This window comes from Belnapia sp. F-4-1, assembly GCF_000802185.1.
In the GTDB taxonomy this organism is placed as follows: Bacteria; Pseudomonadota; Alphaproteobacteria; order Acetobacterales; family Acetobacteraceae; genus Belnapia.
In genome coordinates this window covers 43,180-59,414 of the sequence record NZ_KN676113.1, presented here as the reverse complement: position 1 = coordinate 59,414, position 16,235 = coordinate 43,180, and the positions used below count along the sequence as shown (strand labels likewise).

Sequence of the window (16,235 nt, the reverse complement as noted above, 5' to 3'; positions counted from 1 at the left end):
TCACCGCTGGCGGTGAGGCTTATTCGGCGGCCTGGGCGACCGGCAGGACGGAAACGTGCACGCGGCCCTCGGCCTTGCGCTCGAACTTCACCGTGCCGTCGACCATCGCGTGCAGCGAATGGGTGCGGCCGACGCCGACATTGCGGCCGGCCAGCATCTTCGTGCCGCGCTGAGTGACGATGATGTTGCCGGCGCGGACGACCTGCCCGCCGAACAGCTTCACGCCAAGGCGCTTGCCGGCGCTGTCGCGCCCGTTGCGGGAGGAGCCGCCTGCCTTCTTATGTGCCATGGAGAATTCTCCTTCGTCTTCAGGCCGCGGCGATGTCGGCGATGCGGAGGACCGTCAGGTCCTGGCGATGGCCCCGCTTGCGGCGGCTGTTCTGCCGGCGGCGCTTCTTCAGGATCAGCACCTTCTCGCCGCGGGCGTGCTTCTCGACGGTCGCGGTGACGCTGGCGCCGGGGACGGTGGGCGCGCCGAGGGTCAGGCCGGCCTCGCCGCCGATGGCCAGCACGTCATGGAAGGTGACGGTGGCGCCGGGCTCGGCTTCGAGCTTCTCGACGGTGAGCACGGCATTCGGCGTCACCCGGTACTGCTTTCCGCCGGTGCGGATCACTGCGAAGGTCATCGTGCGGCCTCAACTGGTCGCGCCAGGATCATAGGCCGGGGTCGGCGCTGCCCCGGGCAAGGGTTCGGTTATGGGATCGGCCAAAAGAGGCCGCCGGCGGGGCCAGGGCGCCGCCGGGAGGCGAGGCATATAGACGGGACTTCCCGTCCGGTCAACCATGGAGGCCTATCCGGCGCGGGCGCGGAACAGCAAGGCGAGGCCGGAAAGCGTCACCAGGCCGCCCGCCACATCGGCCCAGCCCAGCACCTCGCCGAGCAGCGCCCAGCCGAGCAGGGCGGCGACCGGCGGGGCGAGCAGCTGCAGGGCTGCGGCCGTCGCCGGCGGCAGGCGCTTCAACATGGTGAAGTAGAGCGCGTAGCCGCCGATGCCGACCACCACCACGCCATAGGCGAGGGAGAAGAGGGCGACCGGGCTCGGCGCCCCGGGCAGGCGGGTCTCGACCAGGCTGGCGAGCAGGGTCAGCGCCAGCGCGGCGACCGCCGCCTGCACCGCATTGGCGGTCCAGGCATCGACCCGCCCGCGCGCCGGGGCGAAGATCAGGATGCCCGCCGCCTGGGACAGCGCCCCGCCGAGCGCCAGCAGCACGCCATGCAGATCGAACCCCGCCGCGCCGCGCCCGATGCCGAGCACGGCGACGCCGAGCCAGCCGAGGGCAAGCCCGGCCCAGGCCATCGCCGGGACGCGGCGGCCGAGGAAGATCACCTCGCCGAGCGCCACGAAGAGCGGCGCGGTGGAGGAGAGCAGGGCGATCAGGCCGGAGGGCAGCGTCAGCGCGGAAAGCCAGGCCCCCGCGAGATAGCCGGCCGAGCCGAAGAGCCCCATCGCCCCGAGCCGCGCCCCGTCGCGCCGCCCTGGCCAGCGCAGCCCGCGCCAGGCGAGCACCCCGGCGAGCAGCAAGGCGACTAGGCAGAAGCGGATGGCCAGCGCCCAGAGCGGCGGCCATTCCGGCACCAGCCCCTTGATGGCGGTGAAGGCGGAGGCCCAGATCAGGACGAAGAGCAGGCCGAGGCCGAAACCCGCCAAGGACGCTACTCCGCCGGCAGGCTCCGCCGTGCGAGCGCCGCCTCCAGCGTGTTCTCGAGCAAGCAGGCGATGGTCATCGGCCCGACGCCACCCGGCACCGGGGTGATGGCCGAGGCCCGGGGCAGCGCCTCGGAGAAGGCGACGTCGCCAACCAGCCGGCCGTCGGCGCCACGGTTGATGCCGACATCGATGACGGCGGCGCCCTCGGCCACCCAGTCGCCTCGCACCAGCTCCACCTGTCCGGCGGCGGCGACCAGAATCTCCGCGCGGCGGCACTCGCCCGGCAGGTCGTGGGTGCGGGAATGCACGACGGTGACGGTGCAATCTGCGGCGAGCAGCAATTGCAGCATCGGCCGGCCGACGATCTGGCTGCGACCGAGCACCACGGCGCGGGCACCGGGCAGCGTCACGCCGGCCTCGCGCAGCAGGTGCATCACCCCTTTCGGCGTGCAGGGCACGAGGCCGGGCTGGCGGCTGGCCAGGCGCCCGGCATTCACCGGGTGGAATCCGTCCACGTCCTTCGCCGGATCGACCGCGGCGATGACCGCATCGGCCCTAATCTGCGGCGGCAGCGGGAGCTGGACGAGGATGCCGTCCACCGCCGGGTCGGCGTTCAGCCGGGCGATGAGGGCGAGCAGGTCCGACTCGCTGGCCGTCTCCGGCAGATGGATGGTGGCGCTGTCGAAGCCGGCGGCGAGCGCGGCGCGGTCCTTGTTGCGGACATAGACGCCGCTTGCCGGGTCCTCGCCGATGCGGACGACGCGCAGCCCCGGGCGGAAAGGCAGGGCGGCGATGCGCCCGGCGAGGCCGGCTCGCAGCCGCTCCGCCACGGCCTTGCCGTCGATGATCCGTGCCGTCATGCCCAATCCCTTACCCTTGCGGCCAGCGCCTCGGCATCGCCCGCGGCCTGCACCAGCTTCTCCCGCGCAGCCTGACCCTGGAGGATGCTCACCGCCGAGGCGGGCAGGCCGAGCGCCGTGGCGAGGGCGCCGCAGACCGCGCGGTTCGCCCGGCCGTCCTCCACCGCCTCGGTGACGGCGAGGCGAAGCCGCGGCCCATCCACCCCAGGCGCCAGCCCACCGATGCCCGGCCGCCGCGCCCGGGGCTGCACCTTCACGCGGAGGGTGATGCCCTCTGCGACTGGTCGCCACCAGTCATCGGTCAAAAATACATCCCGTTCAGGAAGAGCGAGCGGCGGATGGCGCCGAGCAGCATCTGGCAGGCGGTGATCAGCAGGAGCACCACCAGCGGCGAGAGGTCGATGGAGCCGAAATTCGGCAATACCCTGCGGACGCGGCCGAAGAGCGGCTCCGTCACCCGGTAGAGGAAGTCGGCGATCATCCAGACGATGCGGTTGCGCGTGTCGAGCACGCCGAAATTGACCAGCAGCTGGACCACGACGGCGAGCATGACCGCCCACCACAGCAAGTCCAGCACCGCGCCGGCCAGGTAGAACACCACATCCAGGAACATGCCGATGACCTTGGTTTGGGCCGGAGCCGTGGAACGCGGGCGCAACCTAATGACGGGCACAGCACTGGACAAGCGGGCTTGACTCGGAGGCCGCTCAAGGGCATCTAGCGCGCCCTGCGGGACCCCAAGCCCGCGGGTTGGTACGGGGCTGTAGCTCAGTTGGGAGAGCGCGTCGTTCGCAATGACGAGGTCAGCGGTTCGATCCCGCTCAGCTCCACCACCCGCCCTTTCGCGGCGCCCCTGGCCGAAGCCTTCCGCCGCAACCGCCACCGGGGTCTGCTGCCATCGTGACATCGTTGCCCGACTTCCCGCCGCTCCGCACGGAGCGTCTGGTCTTGCGCCCGCTGCGCCTCGAGGATGCGACGGCGCTGCATCGCCTGGTCAACGATTGGGAGGTGGCGAAGAACCTCGCCCGCGTGCGCTATCCCTATGAGTTGGCCCGCGCCGAGGAATGGATCCGCTCCACCTGGGCACAGATCGAAGCCGGCGAGGCTTGGCACCTGGCGATCACCGGCGAGGAGGAGGGACCCGAGGGACAGGTCGAGCGGCTGGTCGGCTGCGTGGCGCTGACCCTCGATACCGACCGCAAGGGGGCAGAGCTCGGCTACTGGGTCGGGCGGAAATTCTGGGGCCATGGCGTGGCGCCGGAGGCGGCCGCGGCGCTCTGCCGCTGGGCGCTGGAGACGAGGGGCATCGCCGCGATCCATGCCAGCGCGTTGAAGGACAACGCGCGCTCAGCGGCTGTCCTGCAACGGGTCGGGTTGCGGCCGGCAGGGGAGGCGATGCAGACCTTCCTTTCCCGCGGCGGGCCGATGCCGGTGCTGCTGTTCCGGGCAGAGCGCGAGGCGCTGCTGGCCCTGGCCGCCACCGAGGCGGCGCCGCGGACGGAGAAACCGGTCCTGCTGGTCGCCGCGGTGGCCCTGGTCGATTCGGACGGGCGGGTGCTGCTGGCGCGGCGGCCGGAAGGGAAGCCGCTCGCCGGCCTCTGGGAATTCCCGGGCGGCAAGGTGAAGCCGGGCGAGAGCCCGGAGGCGGCGCTGATTCGCGAGCTGAAGGAAGAGCTCGACATCGATGTCAGCGAGAGCTGCCTCGCGCCCTTCACCTTCGCCTCGCACGGCTACGAGGCCTTCCACCTGATGATGCCGCTCTATCTCTGCCGCAAATGGGACGGAGCGGTGCGGCCGGTGGAAGGGCAGGCGCTGGCCTGGGTCAAGCCGCGGCAGATGGGCGGCTATGCGATGCCGCCGGCGGACAAGCCGCTTGTCGCCATGCTGCAGGACTTCCTGTAGCCGCCAAAGAAAAGGGGCGCCCGGAGGCGCCCCTTCCCATCTCGACGCCGATCGCCGCTGCTTAGCGCAGCACGATCTCGACGCGGCGGTTCTGCGGCTCGCGCACGCCATCCGCGGTCGGGACCAGCGGGCGGCTCTCGCCGAAGGCCGTCACGCTGATGTCGTTGCGGCTGACGCCCTGCGCCACCAGCTCGGCCGCGACCGCATCGGCGCGGCGCTGCGACAGGCGCTGGTTGTACTGCGGCGTGCCGGAGCGGTCGGCATGGCCGGCCACCTCGATGCGCGTCGCCTGCACGCGGCGGGAGTTCTGTGCCGCTTCGCTGATGATCTCGCGGGCGCGGGTGGTGAGGTCCGCCCGATCCCAGTCGAAGAACACCAGATAGGTCCGCGCCGGAGCCGGAGCCTGGGCGGCCTGCGGCGGGGCGGCGACGACCGGCGGCGGAGCCGGCGGCGGCTGGAACAGCGCGTAGCGCAGGCCGAGCATGACCGAGTGGTTGTAGTTGTCGGACTCGATCTTGCCGGACGCCAGCCGGGCACCGGCTGCGGTGCTGACGGTGGTCGCCAGCTCGGGCTGCAGCGTGCCGAAGAAGCGGTACTCGGCAGTCAGCGACAGGCCGGTGACGCCAACCCAGGTCAGCGGCACGGCTGCGCCGACGATGGCCTGGTAGGCGAACTGGCCGTCGTCGCCATCGGCGCTGATGACCCGGTTGCCCGTGCCCACGCCGCGGATGTTCTGCCAATCGGTCCAGGCATAACCGGCGCCGATACCGACATAGGGCTGCACGACGCTCTGGCCGAGGCCGAAATTGGCCAGGTCGAAGTCGTAGAAGACGTTCGCCATCACGCCATAGGTGCGCTGGAAGCCGCCGGTGCGGGCGACCGGGGCAAGGCCGAAGCCACGGATGCTGTCGACCTCGTTGCTGCGGTAGTTGCCTTCGATTTCAGCCCGGACGCCATTGCCGAAGCCCCAGCCGAGGCTCACCACGCCGGCCCAGCCGATATCGAAATTGGCCTTGCCGGCATTGTTGATGGTCGTGTTCGGCGCCAGTCCGAAGTTGCCGGGCACGGTCTCGCCGCTCAGGTCGAACTTCGAGGGGTTGTTGATCCAGTTCGCACCGGCACCGACGCCGATATAGAGGCCGGTCACCGGCTGGGCGCTGGCCGTGCCAATCGACGCCAGCAGGGGGGCCGAGACCAGGGCTGTGGCCAGCAGTGCCCGTTTCAGACTCATCAGTATTGCTCCAAGCAAGATACACAACCCGCCGGGCACCGGCCATCCGGTTCGGCGCGGGGTGCGTTCCCACGTTTGAAGAAAAAATTTGAGGCCTAGTTCACTGTCGAAAACGCGACCGGGAGCCTTGTGGCATCCAGGCCACAGTTGGGTTACGCAGCGAAACAGGCCGTAGGACGCAGTAGCCTTGAACGAAAAAAGGGGCGCCCGAGGGCGCCCCTTCCAATCTCCGTGAGGAGAAGGTGCTGCTCAGCGCAGCACGATCTCGACGCGGCGGTTCTGCGGCTCGCGCACGCCGTCCGCGGTCGGAACCAGCGGGCGGCTCTCGCCGAAGGCAGTGACCATGATCTCGTTGCGGCTCACGCCCTGGCGAACCAGCTCGGCAGCGACCGCATCGGCGCGGCGCTGCGACAGGCGCTGGTTGTACTGCGGGGTGCCCGAACGGTCGGCATGGCCGGCCACTTCGATGCGGGTGGACTGCACGCTGCGGGCGGCGCCGGCGGCCTCGGAGATGATCTGCCGGGCGCGGTCGGTCAGGTCCGCGCGGTCCCAGTCGAAGAAGACCAGGTAGGTGCGGGCGACGGTCGGCGCCGGGGCAACCGGCGGGGCGGCCACGACCGGCGGCGGGGCGACCGGCGTGTTAAAGGCGTAGCGGATACCGATCAGCGCGCTGTGGTTGTAGTTGGTCGGCTTGTAGGTGCCGCCCGGAGCGCCGACGACGCTGGTGCGGTCGACGTTCAGCGAGGGCTCGAGCGTGCCGTAGAAGCGGTACTCGGCGGTCAGGGCGAGGCCCGGAACCGGCAGGTTGAAGGCGGCGCCGGCGATGCCCTGGTAGGCAAAGCGGCCGTCGGTGTCCTCGATCCGGTAGCGGCTGCCGTCCGGCCCGGCGATGTTCGCCTTGTCCACATCGACCCAGCCATAGCCGACGCCGACGCCGAGATATGGAACGATCGGCAGGCCGAGGTTGAAGTCGTACAGGACATTCGCCATCGCGGCGTAGTTGCGGAGGTAGCCGCTATTGCCGCGGACGGCGCCACCGTTGCTGGTGATGCTGCGGATGTCGTTGGTCCGGTAGCTGCCCTCGATCTCGGCGCGGAGGCCGTTGCCGAAGCCCCAGCCGATGGAGGCGAGGCCGACGGCACCGATGTCGTCGAACTTCGTCCTGGCGCCGTTGTTGTTCGAATCCTGGTGGATGTTCAAACCACCGCCGGCCCCGATGTAGAGGCCGGAGACCGGCTGCGCCTGCGCGGCGACCGGCAGCGCCAGCACCGTCGCGGCCAGAAGGGCCTTCCTGAGGGTCATCGAAATCTCTCCTCGGTTCACAAAACGCCTGTGTCGCGACGCCTACCGCGGATGTGAGACGGCGACAGCGCTGCGTTCAGGGAACCTAGCACCGTGAGCGTGAACCTGCATCGGGGGCCTGACCATTTCCGCATCGATGTGGCAAGGACGCCACAGCGGATGATGGCAAATACATCACAGCCCCTGCAGGGCGGCGTCGTCATCGAGAGTGGAAAGGCTGCCGATGGGCAGCAACTTGTTGGCATGGCCCAATTTCCGACCCGGACGGGCTTCAGCCTTGCCGTACCAGTGAGGCACCACATCCGGCTGGCGCAGCAAGCTGGGCCAGCGGGCCAAGCCATCGGGCCCGACAAGGTTCTTCATGACAACGTCGTGATGACGTGTGGCCGTAGCTAGCGGCAGGCCGGCGACGGCGCGGACATGCTGCTCGAACTGGCTGGCGGCGCAGCCATCCATCGTCCAATGGCCTGAATTATGCGGCCGCGGGGCGATCTCGTTGCCCAGCAGGCGGCCATCCGGCAGGACGAAAAGCTCCAGCGCCAGCACGCCGACCAGGCCGAGCGCGTCGGCGACTCGCAGCGCATGGCCGCGCGCGGCATCCGCCACCGGCAGCCGCGCCGGGGCGAAGCTGAGGTCGAGGATGTGGTCGCGGTGGCGATTCTCCACCGCATCGTAGACGGTGGAGGCGCCGTCCCCGCCACGGGCGGCGATGGCGGAGACCTCGGCCACGAAGGGAACGAAGGCTTCGAGGATCAGCGGCTTCGGTTCCAGGCGGGCGAAGGCTGCCGCGGCCTCGTCCGGGTGGCGGATCACCGATTGGCCCCGGCCGTCATAGCCGAGTCGGGTGGTCTTCAGCACGGCGGGCAAGCCGATCTCCTGAAGGGCCGTGGCGAGTCCCGCCTCGTCCTCCACCGCGCGCCAGGGGGCGACGGGGACGCCGGCGCGCTCGAGGAAGGCCTTCTCCGCCAGGCGGTCCTGGCAGACTCGCAGCACTTCGACGCCGGGCCGGCAGGGGGCGAGGGGGGCGAGGGCGGCCAGCGTTCCAGCCGGGACATTCTCGAACTCGAAGGTGACGACATCGACCGCAGCGGCGAAGCGGGCCAGGGCGGCTTCATCCTCATAAGGGGCGATGGTGGCGGCGGCGGCGACCTGCATGCCGGGGCTTTCCGCCTCCGGCGCATAGACATGGCAGCGGTAGCCGAGCCGCGCCGCCGCCAGGGCCGACATCCGCCCGAGCTGCCCGCCGCCGAGGATGCCGATGGTGCTGCCGGGGGGCAGCGGCGAGGTCATGCCGGCTCCTCCGGCACGCCCTCGGTCTGCGCCGCGCGCCAGGCATCGAGCCGGGCGGCGAGGTCGGGATCGGAGAGGGCGAGGATGGCGGCGGCCATCAGCCCGGCATTGATGGCGCCCGCCTTGCCGATGGCGAGCGTCCCGACCGGAATGCCACCCGGCATCTGGACGATGGAGAGGAGGCTGTCCATGCCCTTGAGCGCGTGGCTCTCGACCGGCACGCCGAGCACCGGCAGCGGCGTCATCGCCGCCGCCATGCCCGGCAGATGCGCCGCCCCGCCCGCCCCGGCGACGATGACCTTGAGGCCCCGGCCGCGCGCCTCGGCGGCATAGGCGTGCAGCCGCTCTGGCGTGCGGTGGGCGGAGACCACGCGAGTCTCGTGCGGGATGCCGAGCTTCTCCAGCACCTCCGCGGCATGGCGCATCGTCTCCCAATCGGAGCGGCTGCCCATGATGACGCCGACGAGGGGAAGCACGGCACTCATGCGCTGATATCGGGCAGGAGGCGGCTTTCCAGCCAGGCGATCTCGTCCTTCAGCTTCAGCTTGCGCTTCTTGAGGCGCTGGACCTGGAGCTGGTCCGTCAGGCTGTCCGACAGCCGGGCAATGACCGTGTCGAGGTCGCGATGTTCGCTCCGCATCTCGTGCAGGCGTCGCAACAGGCTGTCTCGGTCATCGAGCATCGGCGTTCAGGCTCGTGGCTGGACGGTGAAGGAAAGGATGCAATCCGGGCGCGGAGGCCATTACCATGCTCCGGCGCGGGCGCAACAGCGGGCGTTAGGCCGCTGGATCGCCTCGGCGCACCCCAGGACGGAAAAGGAGATGTCCGCATGATGACTTCGCCACGGCTCCGGTCCCTCGAAGACAAGCATGCCATCCTCGAGCGGGCGATCGGCGCGCAGGACGCGCGCCCCCGACCGGATGAGCTGGAGCTGGCGCGGCTGAAGCGGGAGAAGCTGCGGCTGAAGGAAGAGATCGAGAAGCTGCGCCGGGCCAGCTGAGGCTCAGGAGCACGGCGGGCGGTGCGGCCGGAGTTCGCCGGCCGCGCCGCCTTCTCAGGCCGCCGAATCCTCGGCGGTGTCCGCCAGCGGGGGCGGCACGGCGCCCGGACGCTCGCCGGCGGCGATCAGCGCGGCATTCAGGTCCGACTGGGTGCAGAGGCCGAGGATCACCGGGTCCCGCGCCTTGATGTTGGCGCTGTTCCAATGTGTCCGGTCACGCACCTTGGCGATGGTGTCCTTGGTGGTGCCGAGCAGCTTGCCGATCGTGGTATCCGAGAGCTGCGGATAGTGGCGGATCAGCCAGGCGATGCCGTCCGGCCGGTCGTTCCGCTTGGAGACGGGCGTGTAGCGGGCACCCTTGCCGCGGGCCTTCGGCGCCGGGAGGCTGGAGGACTGGATCTGCAGCCGAAGCGCGGGATTGGCCTCGCAGCGGGCGATCTCCTCACGGGTGAGCTGGCCGTTCAGCACCGGGTCGTAGCCGATGATGCCCTGGGCGACCTCGCCATCGGCGATGGCCTGGACTTCCAACGGATGCATGCCGACGAAATCGGCGACCTGTTCGAAAGTCAGGGAGGTTTTATCGATCAGCCACACGGCGGTGGCCTTCGGCATCAGCGGCTGGGTCATGGAACGAACCTATCAGGAGCAGTGCCGGCGGGGGGTAGGGCCCTTCACTGCGGCTTGGCGTGGCATATAGAGGCGGCATTGGGCGTGGTCAAAGCCCGCAGGTAACACGAGGTGCCGCATGATCGAGGAGGAAACCCCGCGCCCGGCCGCCAGCCGCTTCACCCCGGCGGTGATCGATCGGTGGGACGTGGCTGATCTGCAACGCTACATCGCCGAGTTGAGGGCCGAGATTGCCCGTGCGGAGGCCGCCATCGCGGCGCGGCAGGCTCATCGCAACGCCGCGGATGCCTTCTTCAAGAAGCCTGGATAACAAAAAGCCGGCGGGGTTGCCCCCGCCGGCCGTCGAGGACCGTCCGCTTCTGTTAGGCGGCCTGGGCCTGCGGCGCCTGGTCCTGACCGCCCTCGTTGGCGATCACCGGGCGGCCGGGCTGCACCGGAATGCGGCGGGGCTTCAACGCCTCGGGCACCACGCGCTTCAGCGCAAGCTGGAGCAGGCCATGCTCGAGGTTGGCGCCATCGACCACGATATGGTCGGCCAGCGCGAAGCGGCGCTCAAAGGCGCGGCCGGCGATGCCGCGATGCAGGAAGCTGCGGCCCTCATCAGCCTGCGGAGCGCGCCCGGCGACGGTCAGCACATTGTCCCGCGCTACGATCTCGAGGTCGTCCGGGCCGAAGCCGGCGACGGCCATGGTCAGGACGTAGCTGTCCTCACCGACCTTCTCGATGTTGTACGGGGGGTAGCCCTGCGGGTCCTGCGACGCACGCGCGGTCTCAAGCGTGCGGGCAAGTCGGTCGAAGCCGATGGCGGTGCGGAGCAGGGGAGCGAAATCGAGGGTATTCATACGCGGAACCTCCTTGATGGAAGCAAGGTCCTGGTTGTGCCGGCGGCTCCTGCCCCCAGCGGCCCCATACGGGCGCCGCATGTGGCGGTGAACCGCGCCAGAAGCCCCGTTCGGGCGCCTCTGACAGGGCTAGAATTAGCAAACGCCGCCCCCCGTTCAAGAGGGGGCGGCGTTCCGAAAAAGCGCAGGCGATGGAGCCGGGGCTTACTTCTTGCGGGCGCCGATGCCGGCGAACTTCTTGTTGAACTTCGCCACCTGACCGCCGGTGTCCATCACGCGCTGCACGCCAGTCCAGGCCGGGTGCGACTTCGGGTCGATGTCGAGGCGGATGGTGTCGCCTTCCTTCCCGTAGCAGGACCGGGTCGTGTAGGTGGTCCCGTCGGTCATGATGATGGTGATATCGTGGTAGTCGGGATGGATGTCGGACTTCATGGCGCGCTCGCGGGATAAGGCGCAGCCGATACCGACCGGCCGCGGGAAGCGGCGCGTATAGGGGATGCCGCCGCGCGGTGCAACCTCATCGCCGCCCTTGCCGGCCCCTGCCGAAATGGCCGCCGCCATGGAAACCCCGGTGGAAGCCACCCCGGCCGATCGGCCCGCCGTGGTAATGGCCGCGGTGACCGCCCCACCAAAAGCCGCGGCGAATGCCGATCGCGGGCCCGGCCCAGGACCAGGGATAGGGATCGTAGCTGGCACAGGTTTCGAGCGGCGGAACCCAGGGCAGTTCCTCCGGCCCCCAGGGCGGGCCGTGCTCCCACTCATGGGCGGCCAGAATTTGGGGATTGGGCAAGGGGGTAGCAGGCCGGCTGGCGCATCCCGCCAGGCCGGCCAGCAGCAGCGCCAGGGACGCGTGCTTCAGGACCATGGCACGGCATGTGGCGTGTGCCTCATCCGGGCGCCATTTCTCCGCGCTCAATCACATAGGTGGCCTGGACGAGGGTGCGCAGCAGTTCCGGATTGCTCTCGGTGATGAGGATGGCGACGTCGGGCAGCGCCTGGCGCAGCCGGGCCAGCGCCTCGGCGTAGCGAAGGGCGAGGGCCGGCGCGAGGCCCTGGAAGGGCTCGTCCAGCAGGACCGCCCGAGTGCCGACCATCAGCGCCCGGCCGAGTGCCACCATCTTCCCCTGGCCGCCGGAGAGCCCCGCGGCGCGGCGCGGCGCGAGGTCGCGCAGCTCCGGCAGCAGGGTGAAGACCGCTTCCAGCCGCCGCGCCACCTCGGCGGCGGACAGGCGGAGGACCTGGGCCGGCAGTAGCATGTTCTCCCGCACCGAGAAGCTGCCGAAGAGCCGCCGCTCCTCCGGGGCATAGCCGATGCCGAGCCGGGCGCGGTGATGGGCGGGCACCGCCGTCGCATCCTTCCCGTCGATAACGATGCGGCCGGCGCGGGCGGGCACCAGCCCCATCAGGGTGCGAAGCGTCGTCGTCTTGCCGGCGCCGTTGCGGCCGATCAGCGCCACCCGGCCTCCGGGCGGCACCGCGAGCGAGACGCCGCGGAGGACGGGGATGCCGGCGATGTCGGCGGAGATGCCGGACAGTTCAAGCATCGGCCGCGATCCCGATCACCTCGCGCCGCACCTTCGGGTCCGCCAGCACCTCGCCAGGCGGGCCGAGGGCGGCGATGCGGCCCTGGCTCCAGACCGCGACGCGGTCGGCGAAGCGGGCGACCACGTCCATGTCGTGCTCGACGAAGACGGCCGTGACGCCGGTGCTGCGCAGCACGCGCACCAGCGTCTCGACGATCACCATCTTCTCCGCCGCGGCGACGCCGCTGGTCGGCTCATCCATCAGCAGCAGGCTCGGCTCCAGCGCCACGGCCATGGCGATGTCGGCCAGCTTGCGGGCACCCTCGTTCAGCGCATCGGCCCGCGATTCGGCCACGGCGCGGAGGCCGAAGCGGTCCAGCAGATCCATCGCTTCGTCGCGCCAGCGCGGGCGAAGCAGGGGGGTGAGGGGGGACCAGATCCCCCGTCGGGCGGCGATGGCGAGCGCCGCATTCTCCAGCACCGTATGCTCGGAGAAAAGCTGCGGCAGCTGGAAGCTGCGGCCGATCCCCCGCCGGACGATGGCACGCGGCGACAGGCCGAGGATGGGCTTGCCGTCGAATTCGATCCGCCCGGCCTGGGGGCGGAGATAGCCGGTCGTCATGTTGATGAAGGTGGTCTTGCCGGCACCGTTCGGCCCGATGATGGCGAGGAACTCGCCATGCCGGACATCGAGGTCGATGCCGTCAGCCGCCTTGACGCCGCCGAAGGCGAGCCGGAGGCCCTTGGCGGAAAGAAGCACCTCGCTCATGCCCGCCACCGCCGCGAGAGCAGGCCCCAGACGCCGCCCGGGGCGAAAAGGATCACCAGCAGCAGCACCGCGCCGAGGATCATCTGCCAGGCCTCGGCGACGGCGGCCGCGGCATAGACCCGCACCAGCTCGAAGGCCACGGAGCCGAGGAAGGGCCCGAGCGCGCTGCCCGCCCCGCCGAGGATGGCGATGAAGACCAGCTCGCCGGAGGAGGTCCAATAGGCGATCTGCGGCGTAACGTGGCGCGTCGTCATGGCGATGAGGGCGCCGCCGACGCCGCCCATCAGCGCCGAGAGCACATAGGCGAAGAGCAGCACGCGGCGGGCCGGCACGCCCATGAATTCCAGCCGCGTTTCCCGCGTCTTGATGCCCGCCAGCGCCCGGCCCATCGGCGAGGCGAGGTAGAAGCGGACCAGCAGGCCGAAGAGAATGGCGAGCCCGAGCGCGATGCCGAAAACGATCCATTCCTGCGTACCGCGCTCCGGCTCCGTGCCGGCGAAGCTGAGGGCGGCGACGCGGATGCCGTCGGTGCCTTTGGTCAGCGAGTAGAGTTTCTCCAGCAGCGAATAGAGCACCATGGCGAAGGCCAGATTCAGCATGCCGAAGAAGATGTCGCGGTAGCGCACCAGGAAGAGGCCGATGACGAGGCCGAAGCCGGCTGCGACCAGCGCCGCGGCGGGCAGCAGCAGCACGGCTTCGCTCTCCATCGGCGCCAGGAAGGCCACGGTATAGGCGCCGAGGGCGAGGAACATCGAATGGCCGAAGCTCACCTGCCCCGCCCGCAGCAGCAGCAGGATGCCGAGCACGGCGATGCCCTTGGCCAGCGCGATGGTGAGGATGAATTTCAGCCAAGGCACCGCCCAGGCGCAGGCGACGAGGGCAAGGGTGCCGAGTGCGGCGAGCAGGCTCTCGCGCTTCATACCCGCCGGGTCTCGATCACGCCGAAGAGCCCCTGCGGCCGGACCAGCAGCACCGCCACCATGATGAGATAGGGCACCACCACCTCGAATTCCGGGGCGAAATAGACGGCGATGCTGCGGCCGAGGCCGATCAGCAGCGCGGTCAGCGCAGCGCCCTCGATCTGGCCGAGTCCCGCCGTTGCCACCACGGCGAAGGAGAGCACGATGGTCTGCGCCCCGATGCCCGGCACCAGCGCCAGGGTCGGCGAGGCCAGCGCGCCGCCGAGGGCCGCGAGCCCGGCGCCGAAGCTGAAGGTCAGCAGGGTGATGCGCGCGGCGTCGATCCCCATCGCGGTCGCCGCCTCCTTGTCCGTCGTCACGGCGACGATGACGCGGCCGGTCAGCGTCCGCCGGAGGAACCAGGCGAGGCCGAGCAGCGTGACCACGGCAACGCCGGGGATGACAAAGAGCTGGTAGGCGGTGAAGGGGATGACATCCTCGCCGAAGGGGATGTCGACCGTGCCGAGGAATTTCAGCGGCGCATCCTGCGAGACCGGCTGCACACCCCAAACCAGCTTTTGCACATCCTCGAGAATCATGAAGAGGGCGAAGGTGACGAGGAGCTGCAGCACGTCCTCATGCCCGTAGATGCGGCGCAGCAGCAGCCGCTCGATCAGCGGGCCGAGCACGGCGCCGATGGCGACGGCCGCCAGCACCAGCGCGACATAGCCCATCCAGGGCGGCAGGCCGCGCGCGGCGAAGAACATGCCGATCGAGGCCGCCGCATAGGCGCCGATGGCGAACAGGCTGCCATGGGCCACGTTGACGATGCGCAGAACCCCGAAGACGAGGTTCAGCCCGACCGCCACCATGAAGATCAGCGCCGCATTGGCCAGCCCGTCCAGCAGAGCAAGGCCGAGCAGCAGGCTATTATCGGTGAACCAGTCCGCCATCAGCCGGCGATCGGTGCCGGGATCTGGTTGAGGAAGTCGGGCGTCAGCGATTTCAGCCAGTCGACGCTCTTACGCCCGACCGGGGTCGAGACCATGGCGGCGGGGAAGAGGATCATGTCCTTCGGCACGGCGAAGGGATACTGCGCGTTGAAGCTGCTGATGCCGACGATCTGGTCCTCGAGACCCTGGCCGTCCTCGCGAAGGGTGATGCTGGAGGTCGGGGTATCGAAGGTGAGGCCGCGGAAGGCGGCCGCCAGCTCTGCATCGTTCGGCCAGCCGCCGCCCTTGGCCGCGATGGCCTTGGCATAGGCCGCCTGCGTCGCCGAGATGGCCTGCGCCATGTGGTGGCAGGGATAGATCGGGTAATCGTTGTACTTCGCCCGGTAGGCATCGACGAAACGCTTCAGCCGCGCCGGGTCCTTGGGCGAGGGATGGTTGTTCCAGTGGTCGCCGCGGGTGCCGATGATGTGCCCGGCCGCCATGGTGCGGCCGAGGGTCGGCAGCGATGGCTCGCAGACCGGCAGCACGAAGGTCGAGCGGTCGAACAGCCGCCGCTCGGCGGCTTGCCGGAGCAGGGTGACGAGATCGCCGCCCCAGCTGGTGGAGAGGATCACGTCCGGCCGGGCCGCCAGCAGCCGCGTCACCTCCGTGCTGTAGTCGGTGGCGCCGAAGCGGGGGAACATCTCCGCCACCACGCGGACGCCGGGCTTGAGGACGTCCATCGCCGACTTCCACAGCTCCCAGCTGTCGCGGCCCCAGGCGTAGTCCTGGTTGATGACGGCAAGCGTCCGGAAGTCCGGCTTGTGCTTCAGCAGGTAGAGGAGCGGCGCCAGCACCTCCGGCGTGCCGTAGCCCTGGGTGCGGAAGGCATAGGGGTGCTGGCCTTCCTCGAAGATGCGCTGCGTGCCGCAATCCCAGAGAACCGTCGTCTTCTTCATCTCGTCCGAGAGCGGCGTGCAGGCGAGGCAGGAGCCGGAGGAGATGGATGCGAAGATGAGCTGCACGCCCTCATTCTGCACAAGGCGGCGGAACTCGCCGACCAAGTGGTCGGTGCCCGGCGCCTCGTCGACGAAGATCGGCCGCACCGGCACGCCGCCGATGCCGCCCGCCTTGTTCACCTCCTCGAAGAGCAGCTCCGCCGCCTGCTTCGCCGGCACGCCGAAGACGCTGGCCGAGCCGGAGAGGAAGGTGGTGATGCCGACCCGCAACTCGCTCGGCTTGCCTTGCGCCTTCGCGCCGCTGCCGGCGAAGAGCAGGCTTCCGGCGGTGGCGCCCGCGCCAAGCATGGCGGCGCGACGGGTGACGGCATCGGTCATGGCGGCTGGTCCTCCCTGGTGCGCCCACTTTGCCCGGGCTTTCCCGCATCCTGCCGGGCGGCGCGGAAGGAG

The 16,235-nt window shown here is 70.0% G+C and carries 22 protein-coding genes and 1 tRNA gene; 4 read left to right on the top strand and 19 right to left on the bottom strand.

What is annotated here, in order from left to right:
• Nucleotides 1-19: 19 nt before the first annotated feature.
• The 6 genes from rpmA to LH62_RS00540 all read right to left on the bottom strand — a co-directional run bounded on the left by rpmA (nucleotide 20) and on the right by LH62_RS00540 (nucleotide 3,122).
• Nucleotides 20-289 carry a 50S ribosomal protein L27 gene (rpmA, locus tag LH62_RS00565; RefSeq protein ID WP_043358577.1) on the bottom strand — a complete coding sequence of 90 codons (270 nt, stop codon included), beginning with the start codon at nucleotides 287-289 and terminating at the stop codon, nucleotides 20-22.
• Between the two features lie 19 nt (nucleotides 290-308).
• Nucleotides 309-626 (bottom strand): 50S ribosomal protein L21, encoded by a 318-nt coding sequence (gene rplU, locus LH62_RS00560; protein WP_043338951.1) that lies wholly within the window; start codon nucleotides 624-626, stop codon nucleotides 309-311.
• 165 nt (nucleotides 627-791) lie between these two features.
• Nucleotides 792-1,649, bottom strand: coding sequence for a DMT family transporter (locus LH62_RS00555; protein ID WP_052213539.1), 858 nt, complete (start codon nucleotides 1,647-1,649; stop codon nucleotides 792-794).
• A gap of 5 nt (nucleotides 1,650-1,654) precedes the next feature.
• Entirely contained in the window at nucleotides 1,655-2,509 is an 855-nt protein-coding gene (gene folD / locus LH62_RS00550) for a bifunctional methylenetetrahydrofolate dehydrogenase/methenyltetrahydrofolate cyclohydrolase FolD (protein WP_043358574.1), read from the bottom strand.
• Complete coding sequence (locus LH62_RS00545) at nucleotides 2,506-2,814, bottom strand: DUF167 domain-containing protein (RefSeq protein WP_043358572.1); 309 nt, start codon at nucleotides 2,812-2,814, stop codon at nucleotides 2,506-2,508. Before LH62_RS00545 ends, folD begins: the two co-directional genes overlap by 4 nt.
• Nucleotides 2,811-3,122, bottom strand: a complete 312-nt coding sequence (locus LH62_RS00540; RefSeq protein ID WP_043358570.1) for a YggT family protein — start codon at nucleotides 3,120-3,122, stop codon at nucleotides 2,811-2,813. The genes LH62_RS00545 and LH62_RS00540 overlap by 4 nt, the downstream gene beginning before the upstream one ends.
• 144 nt (nucleotides 3,123-3,266) lie before the next feature.
• On the opposite strand from LH62_RS00540, the gene LH62_RS00535 reads away from it, so the two are divergent.
• Together LH62_RS00535 and LH62_RS00530 are read left to right on the top strand one after the other, a co-directional pair.
• Nucleotides 3,267-3,342, top strand: a tRNA-Ala gene (locus LH62_RS00535).
• Nucleotides 3,343-3,457: 115 nt separating this feature from the next.
• Nucleotides 3,458-4,411, top strand: a complete 954-nt coding sequence (locus tag LH62_RS00530; RefSeq protein WP_236552429.1) for a bifunctional GNAT family N-acetyltransferase/(deoxy)nucleoside triphosphate pyrophosphohydrolase — start codon at nucleotides 3,458-3,460, stop codon at nucleotides 4,409-4,411.
• Between the two features lie 61 nt (nucleotides 4,412-4,472).
• Here LH62_RS00530 and LH62_RS00525 read toward each other — a convergent pair whose 3' ends face one another.
• The 5 genes from LH62_RS00525 to LH62_RS00505 all read right to left on the bottom strand — a co-directional run bounded on the left by LH62_RS00525 (nucleotide 4,473) and on the right by LH62_RS00505 (nucleotide 8,916).
• Nucleotides 4,473-5,642: an OmpA family protein gene (locus tag LH62_RS00525; protein ID WP_043358566.1), complete on the bottom strand. Its 1,170-nt coding sequence runs from the start codon at nucleotides 5,640-5,642 to the stop codon at nucleotides 4,473-4,475.
• A 249-nt stretch (nucleotides 5,643-5,891) separates the two neighbouring features.
• Nucleotides 5,892-6,944, bottom strand: a complete 1,053-nt coding sequence (locus tag LH62_RS00520; RefSeq protein WP_043358563.1) for an OmpA family protein — start codon at nucleotides 6,942-6,944, stop codon at nucleotides 5,892-5,894.
• 174 nt (nucleotides 6,945-7,118) lie between these two features.
• A complete protein-coding gene (locus LH62_RS00515) occupies nucleotides 7,119-8,234 on the bottom strand; it encodes a 5-(carboxyamino)imidazole ribonucleotide synthase (protein WP_043358561.1) in 1,116 nt (371 codons plus the stop codon).
• A complete protein-coding gene (purE, locus tag LH62_RS00510; RefSeq protein WP_043358559.1) occupies nucleotides 8,231-8,719 on the bottom strand; it encodes a 5-(carboxyamino)imidazole ribonucleotide mutase in 489 nt (162 codons plus the stop codon). Before purE ends, LH62_RS00515 begins: the two co-directional genes overlap by 4 nt.
• Entirely contained in the window at nucleotides 8,716-8,916 is a 201-nt protein-coding gene (locus LH62_RS00505; RefSeq protein WP_043358557.1) for a YdcH family protein, read from the bottom strand. The genes purE and LH62_RS00505 overlap by 4 nt, the downstream gene beginning before the upstream one ends.
• 147 nt (nucleotides 8,917-9,063) lie before the next feature.
• Here LH62_RS00505 and LH62_RS28880 point away from each other — a divergent pair, with 147 nt between their 5' ends.
• Nucleotides 9,064-9,234: a YdcH family protein gene (locus tag LH62_RS28880; RefSeq protein WP_082012263.1), complete on the top strand. Its 171-nt coding sequence runs from the start codon at nucleotides 9,064-9,066 to the stop codon at nucleotides 9,232-9,234.
• A gap of 54 nt (nucleotides 9,235-9,288) precedes the next feature.
• Here LH62_RS28880 and LH62_RS00500 read toward each other — a convergent pair whose 3' ends face one another.
• Nucleotides 9,289-9,861 carry a DUF1013 domain-containing protein gene (locus tag LH62_RS00500; RefSeq protein WP_043358554.1) on the bottom strand — a complete coding sequence of 191 codons (573 nt, stop codon included), beginning with the start codon at nucleotides 9,859-9,861 and terminating at the stop codon, nucleotides 9,289-9,291.
• A gap of 118 nt (nucleotides 9,862-9,979) precedes the next feature.
• Here LH62_RS00500 and LH62_RS00495 point away from each other — a divergent pair, with 118 nt between their 5' ends.
• Complete coding sequence (locus LH62_RS00495) at nucleotides 9,980-10,171, top strand: DUF1192 family protein (protein WP_043358552.1); 192 nt, start codon at nucleotides 9,980-9,982, stop codon at nucleotides 10,169-10,171.
• A 52-nt stretch (nucleotides 10,172-10,223) separates the two neighbouring features.
• Here LH62_RS00495 and LH62_RS00490 read toward each other — a convergent pair whose 3' ends face one another.
• From LH62_RS00490 to LH62_RS00455, 7 genes are all read right to left on the bottom strand, one after another.
• Nucleotides 10,224-10,703: an Hsp20 family protein gene (locus LH62_RS00490; protein ID WP_043358550.1), complete on the bottom strand. Its 480-nt coding sequence runs from the start codon at nucleotides 10,701-10,703 to the stop codon at nucleotides 10,224-10,226.
• 204 nt (nucleotides 10,704-10,907) lie between these two features.
• Entirely contained in the window at nucleotides 10,908-11,135 is a 228-nt protein-coding gene (rpmE, locus tag LH62_RS00485; RefSeq protein ID WP_043364870.1) for a 50S ribosomal protein L31, read from the bottom strand.
• A 455-nt stretch (nucleotides 11,136-11,590) separates the two neighbouring features.
• Nucleotides 11,591-12,247: an ABC transporter ATP-binding protein gene (locus LH62_RS00475; RefSeq protein ID WP_043358544.1), complete on the bottom strand. Its 657-nt coding sequence runs from the start codon at nucleotides 12,245-12,247 to the stop codon at nucleotides 11,591-11,593.
• Nucleotides 12,240-12,995 carry an ABC transporter ATP-binding protein gene (locus tag LH62_RS00470; RefSeq protein WP_043358542.1) on the bottom strand — a complete coding sequence of 252 codons (756 nt, stop codon included), beginning with the start codon at nucleotides 12,993-12,995 and terminating at the stop codon, nucleotides 12,240-12,242. Before LH62_RS00470 ends, LH62_RS00475 begins: the two co-directional genes overlap by 8 nt.
• On the bottom strand, nucleotides 12,992-13,915 hold the full coding sequence (locus LH62_RS00465) for a branched-chain amino acid ABC transporter permease (RefSeq protein ID WP_043358540.1): 924 nt from the start codon (nucleotides 13,913-13,915) through the stop codon (nucleotides 12,992-12,994). Before LH62_RS00465 ends, LH62_RS00470 begins: the two co-directional genes overlap by 4 nt.
• Nucleotides 13,912-14,847, bottom strand: coding sequence for a branched-chain amino acid ABC transporter permease (locus LH62_RS00460; RefSeq protein WP_043358538.1), 936 nt, complete (start codon nucleotides 14,845-14,847; stop codon nucleotides 13,912-13,914). The genes LH62_RS00465 and LH62_RS00460 overlap by 4 nt, the downstream gene beginning before the upstream one ends.
• Nucleotides 14,847-16,163: an ABC transporter substrate-binding protein gene (locus LH62_RS00455; protein ID WP_043358535.1), complete on the bottom strand. Its 1,317-nt coding sequence runs from the start codon at nucleotides 16,161-16,163 to the stop codon at nucleotides 14,847-14,849. The genes LH62_RS00460 and LH62_RS00455 overlap by 1 nt, the downstream gene beginning before the upstream one ends.
• Nucleotides 16,164-16,235: the final 72 nt, after the last annotated feature.

Bases quoted from the DNA above. Each gene is read 5' to 3' on its own strand.
- rpmA (WP_043358577.1), bottom strand. From the start codon at position 289: ATGGCACATAAGAAGGCAGGCGGCTCCTCCCGCAACGGGCGCGACAGC.
- rplU (WP_043338951.1), bottom strand. From the start codon at position 626: ATGACCTTCGCAGTGATCCGCACCGGCGGAAAGCAGTACCGGGTGACG.
- folD (WP_043358574.1), bottom strand. From the start codon at position 2,509: ATGACGGCACGGATCATCGACGGCAAGGCCGTGGCGGAGCGGCTGCGA.
- LH62_RS00540 (WP_043358570.1), bottom strand. From the start codon at position 3,122: ATGTTCCTGGATGTGGTGTTCTACCTGGCCGGCGCGGTGCTGGACTTG.
- LH62_RS00525 (WP_043358566.1), bottom strand. From the start codon at position 5,642: ATGAGTCTGAAACGGGCACTGCTGGCCACAGCCCTGGTCTCGGCCCCC.
- LH62_RS00520 (WP_043358563.1), bottom strand. From the start codon at position 6,944: ATGACCCTCAGGAAGGCCCTTCTGGCCGCGACGGTGCTGGCGCTGCCG.
- LH62_RS00515 (WP_043358561.1), bottom strand. From the start codon at position 8,234: ATGACCTCGCCGCTGCCCCCCGGCAGCACCATCGGCATCCTCGGCGGC.
- purE (WP_043358559.1), bottom strand. From the start codon at position 8,719: ATGAGTGCCGTGCTTCCCCTCGTCGGCGTCATCATGGGCAGCCGCTCC.
- LH62_RS00505 (WP_043358557.1), bottom strand. From the start codon at position 8,916: ATGCTCGATGACCGAGACAGCCTGTTGCGACGCCTGCACGAGATGCGG.
- LH62_RS28880 (WP_082012263.1), top strand. From the start codon at position 9,064: ATGATGACTTCGCCACGGCTCCGGTCCCTCGAAGACAAGCATGCCATC.
- LH62_RS00500 (WP_043358554.1), bottom strand. From the start codon at position 9,861: ATGACCCAGCCGCTGATGCCGAAGGCCACCGCCGTGTGGCTGATCGAT.
- LH62_RS00495 (WP_043358552.1), top strand. From the start codon at position 9,980: ATGATCGAGGAGGAAACCCCGCGCCCGGCCGCCAGCCGCTTCACCCCG.
- LH62_RS00490 (WP_043358550.1), bottom strand. From the start codon at position 10,703: ATGAATACCCTCGATTTCGCTCCCCTGCTCCGCACCGCCATCGGCTTC.
- rpmE (WP_043364870.1), bottom strand. From the start codon at position 11,135: ATGAAGTCCGACATCCATCCCGACTACCACGATATCACCATCATCATG.
- LH62_RS00475 (WP_043358544.1), bottom strand. From the start codon at position 12,247: ATGCTTGAACTGTCCGGCATCTCCGCCGACATCGCCGGCATCCCCGTC.
- LH62_RS00470 (WP_043358542.1), bottom strand. From the start codon at position 12,995: ATGAGCGAGGTGCTTCTTTCCGCCAAGGGCCTCCGGCTCGCCTTCGGC.
- LH62_RS00465 (WP_043358540.1), bottom strand. From the start codon at position 13,915: ATGAAGCGCGAGAGCCTGCTCGCCGCACTCGGCACCCTTGCCCTCGTC.
- LH62_RS00460 (WP_043358538.1), bottom strand. From the start codon at position 14,847: ATGGCGGACTGGTTCACCGATAATAGCCTGCTGCTCGGCCTTGCTCTG.
- LH62_RS00455 (WP_043358535.1), bottom strand. From the start codon at position 16,163: ATGACCGATGCCGTCACCCGTCGCGCCGCCATGCTTGGCGCGGGCGCC.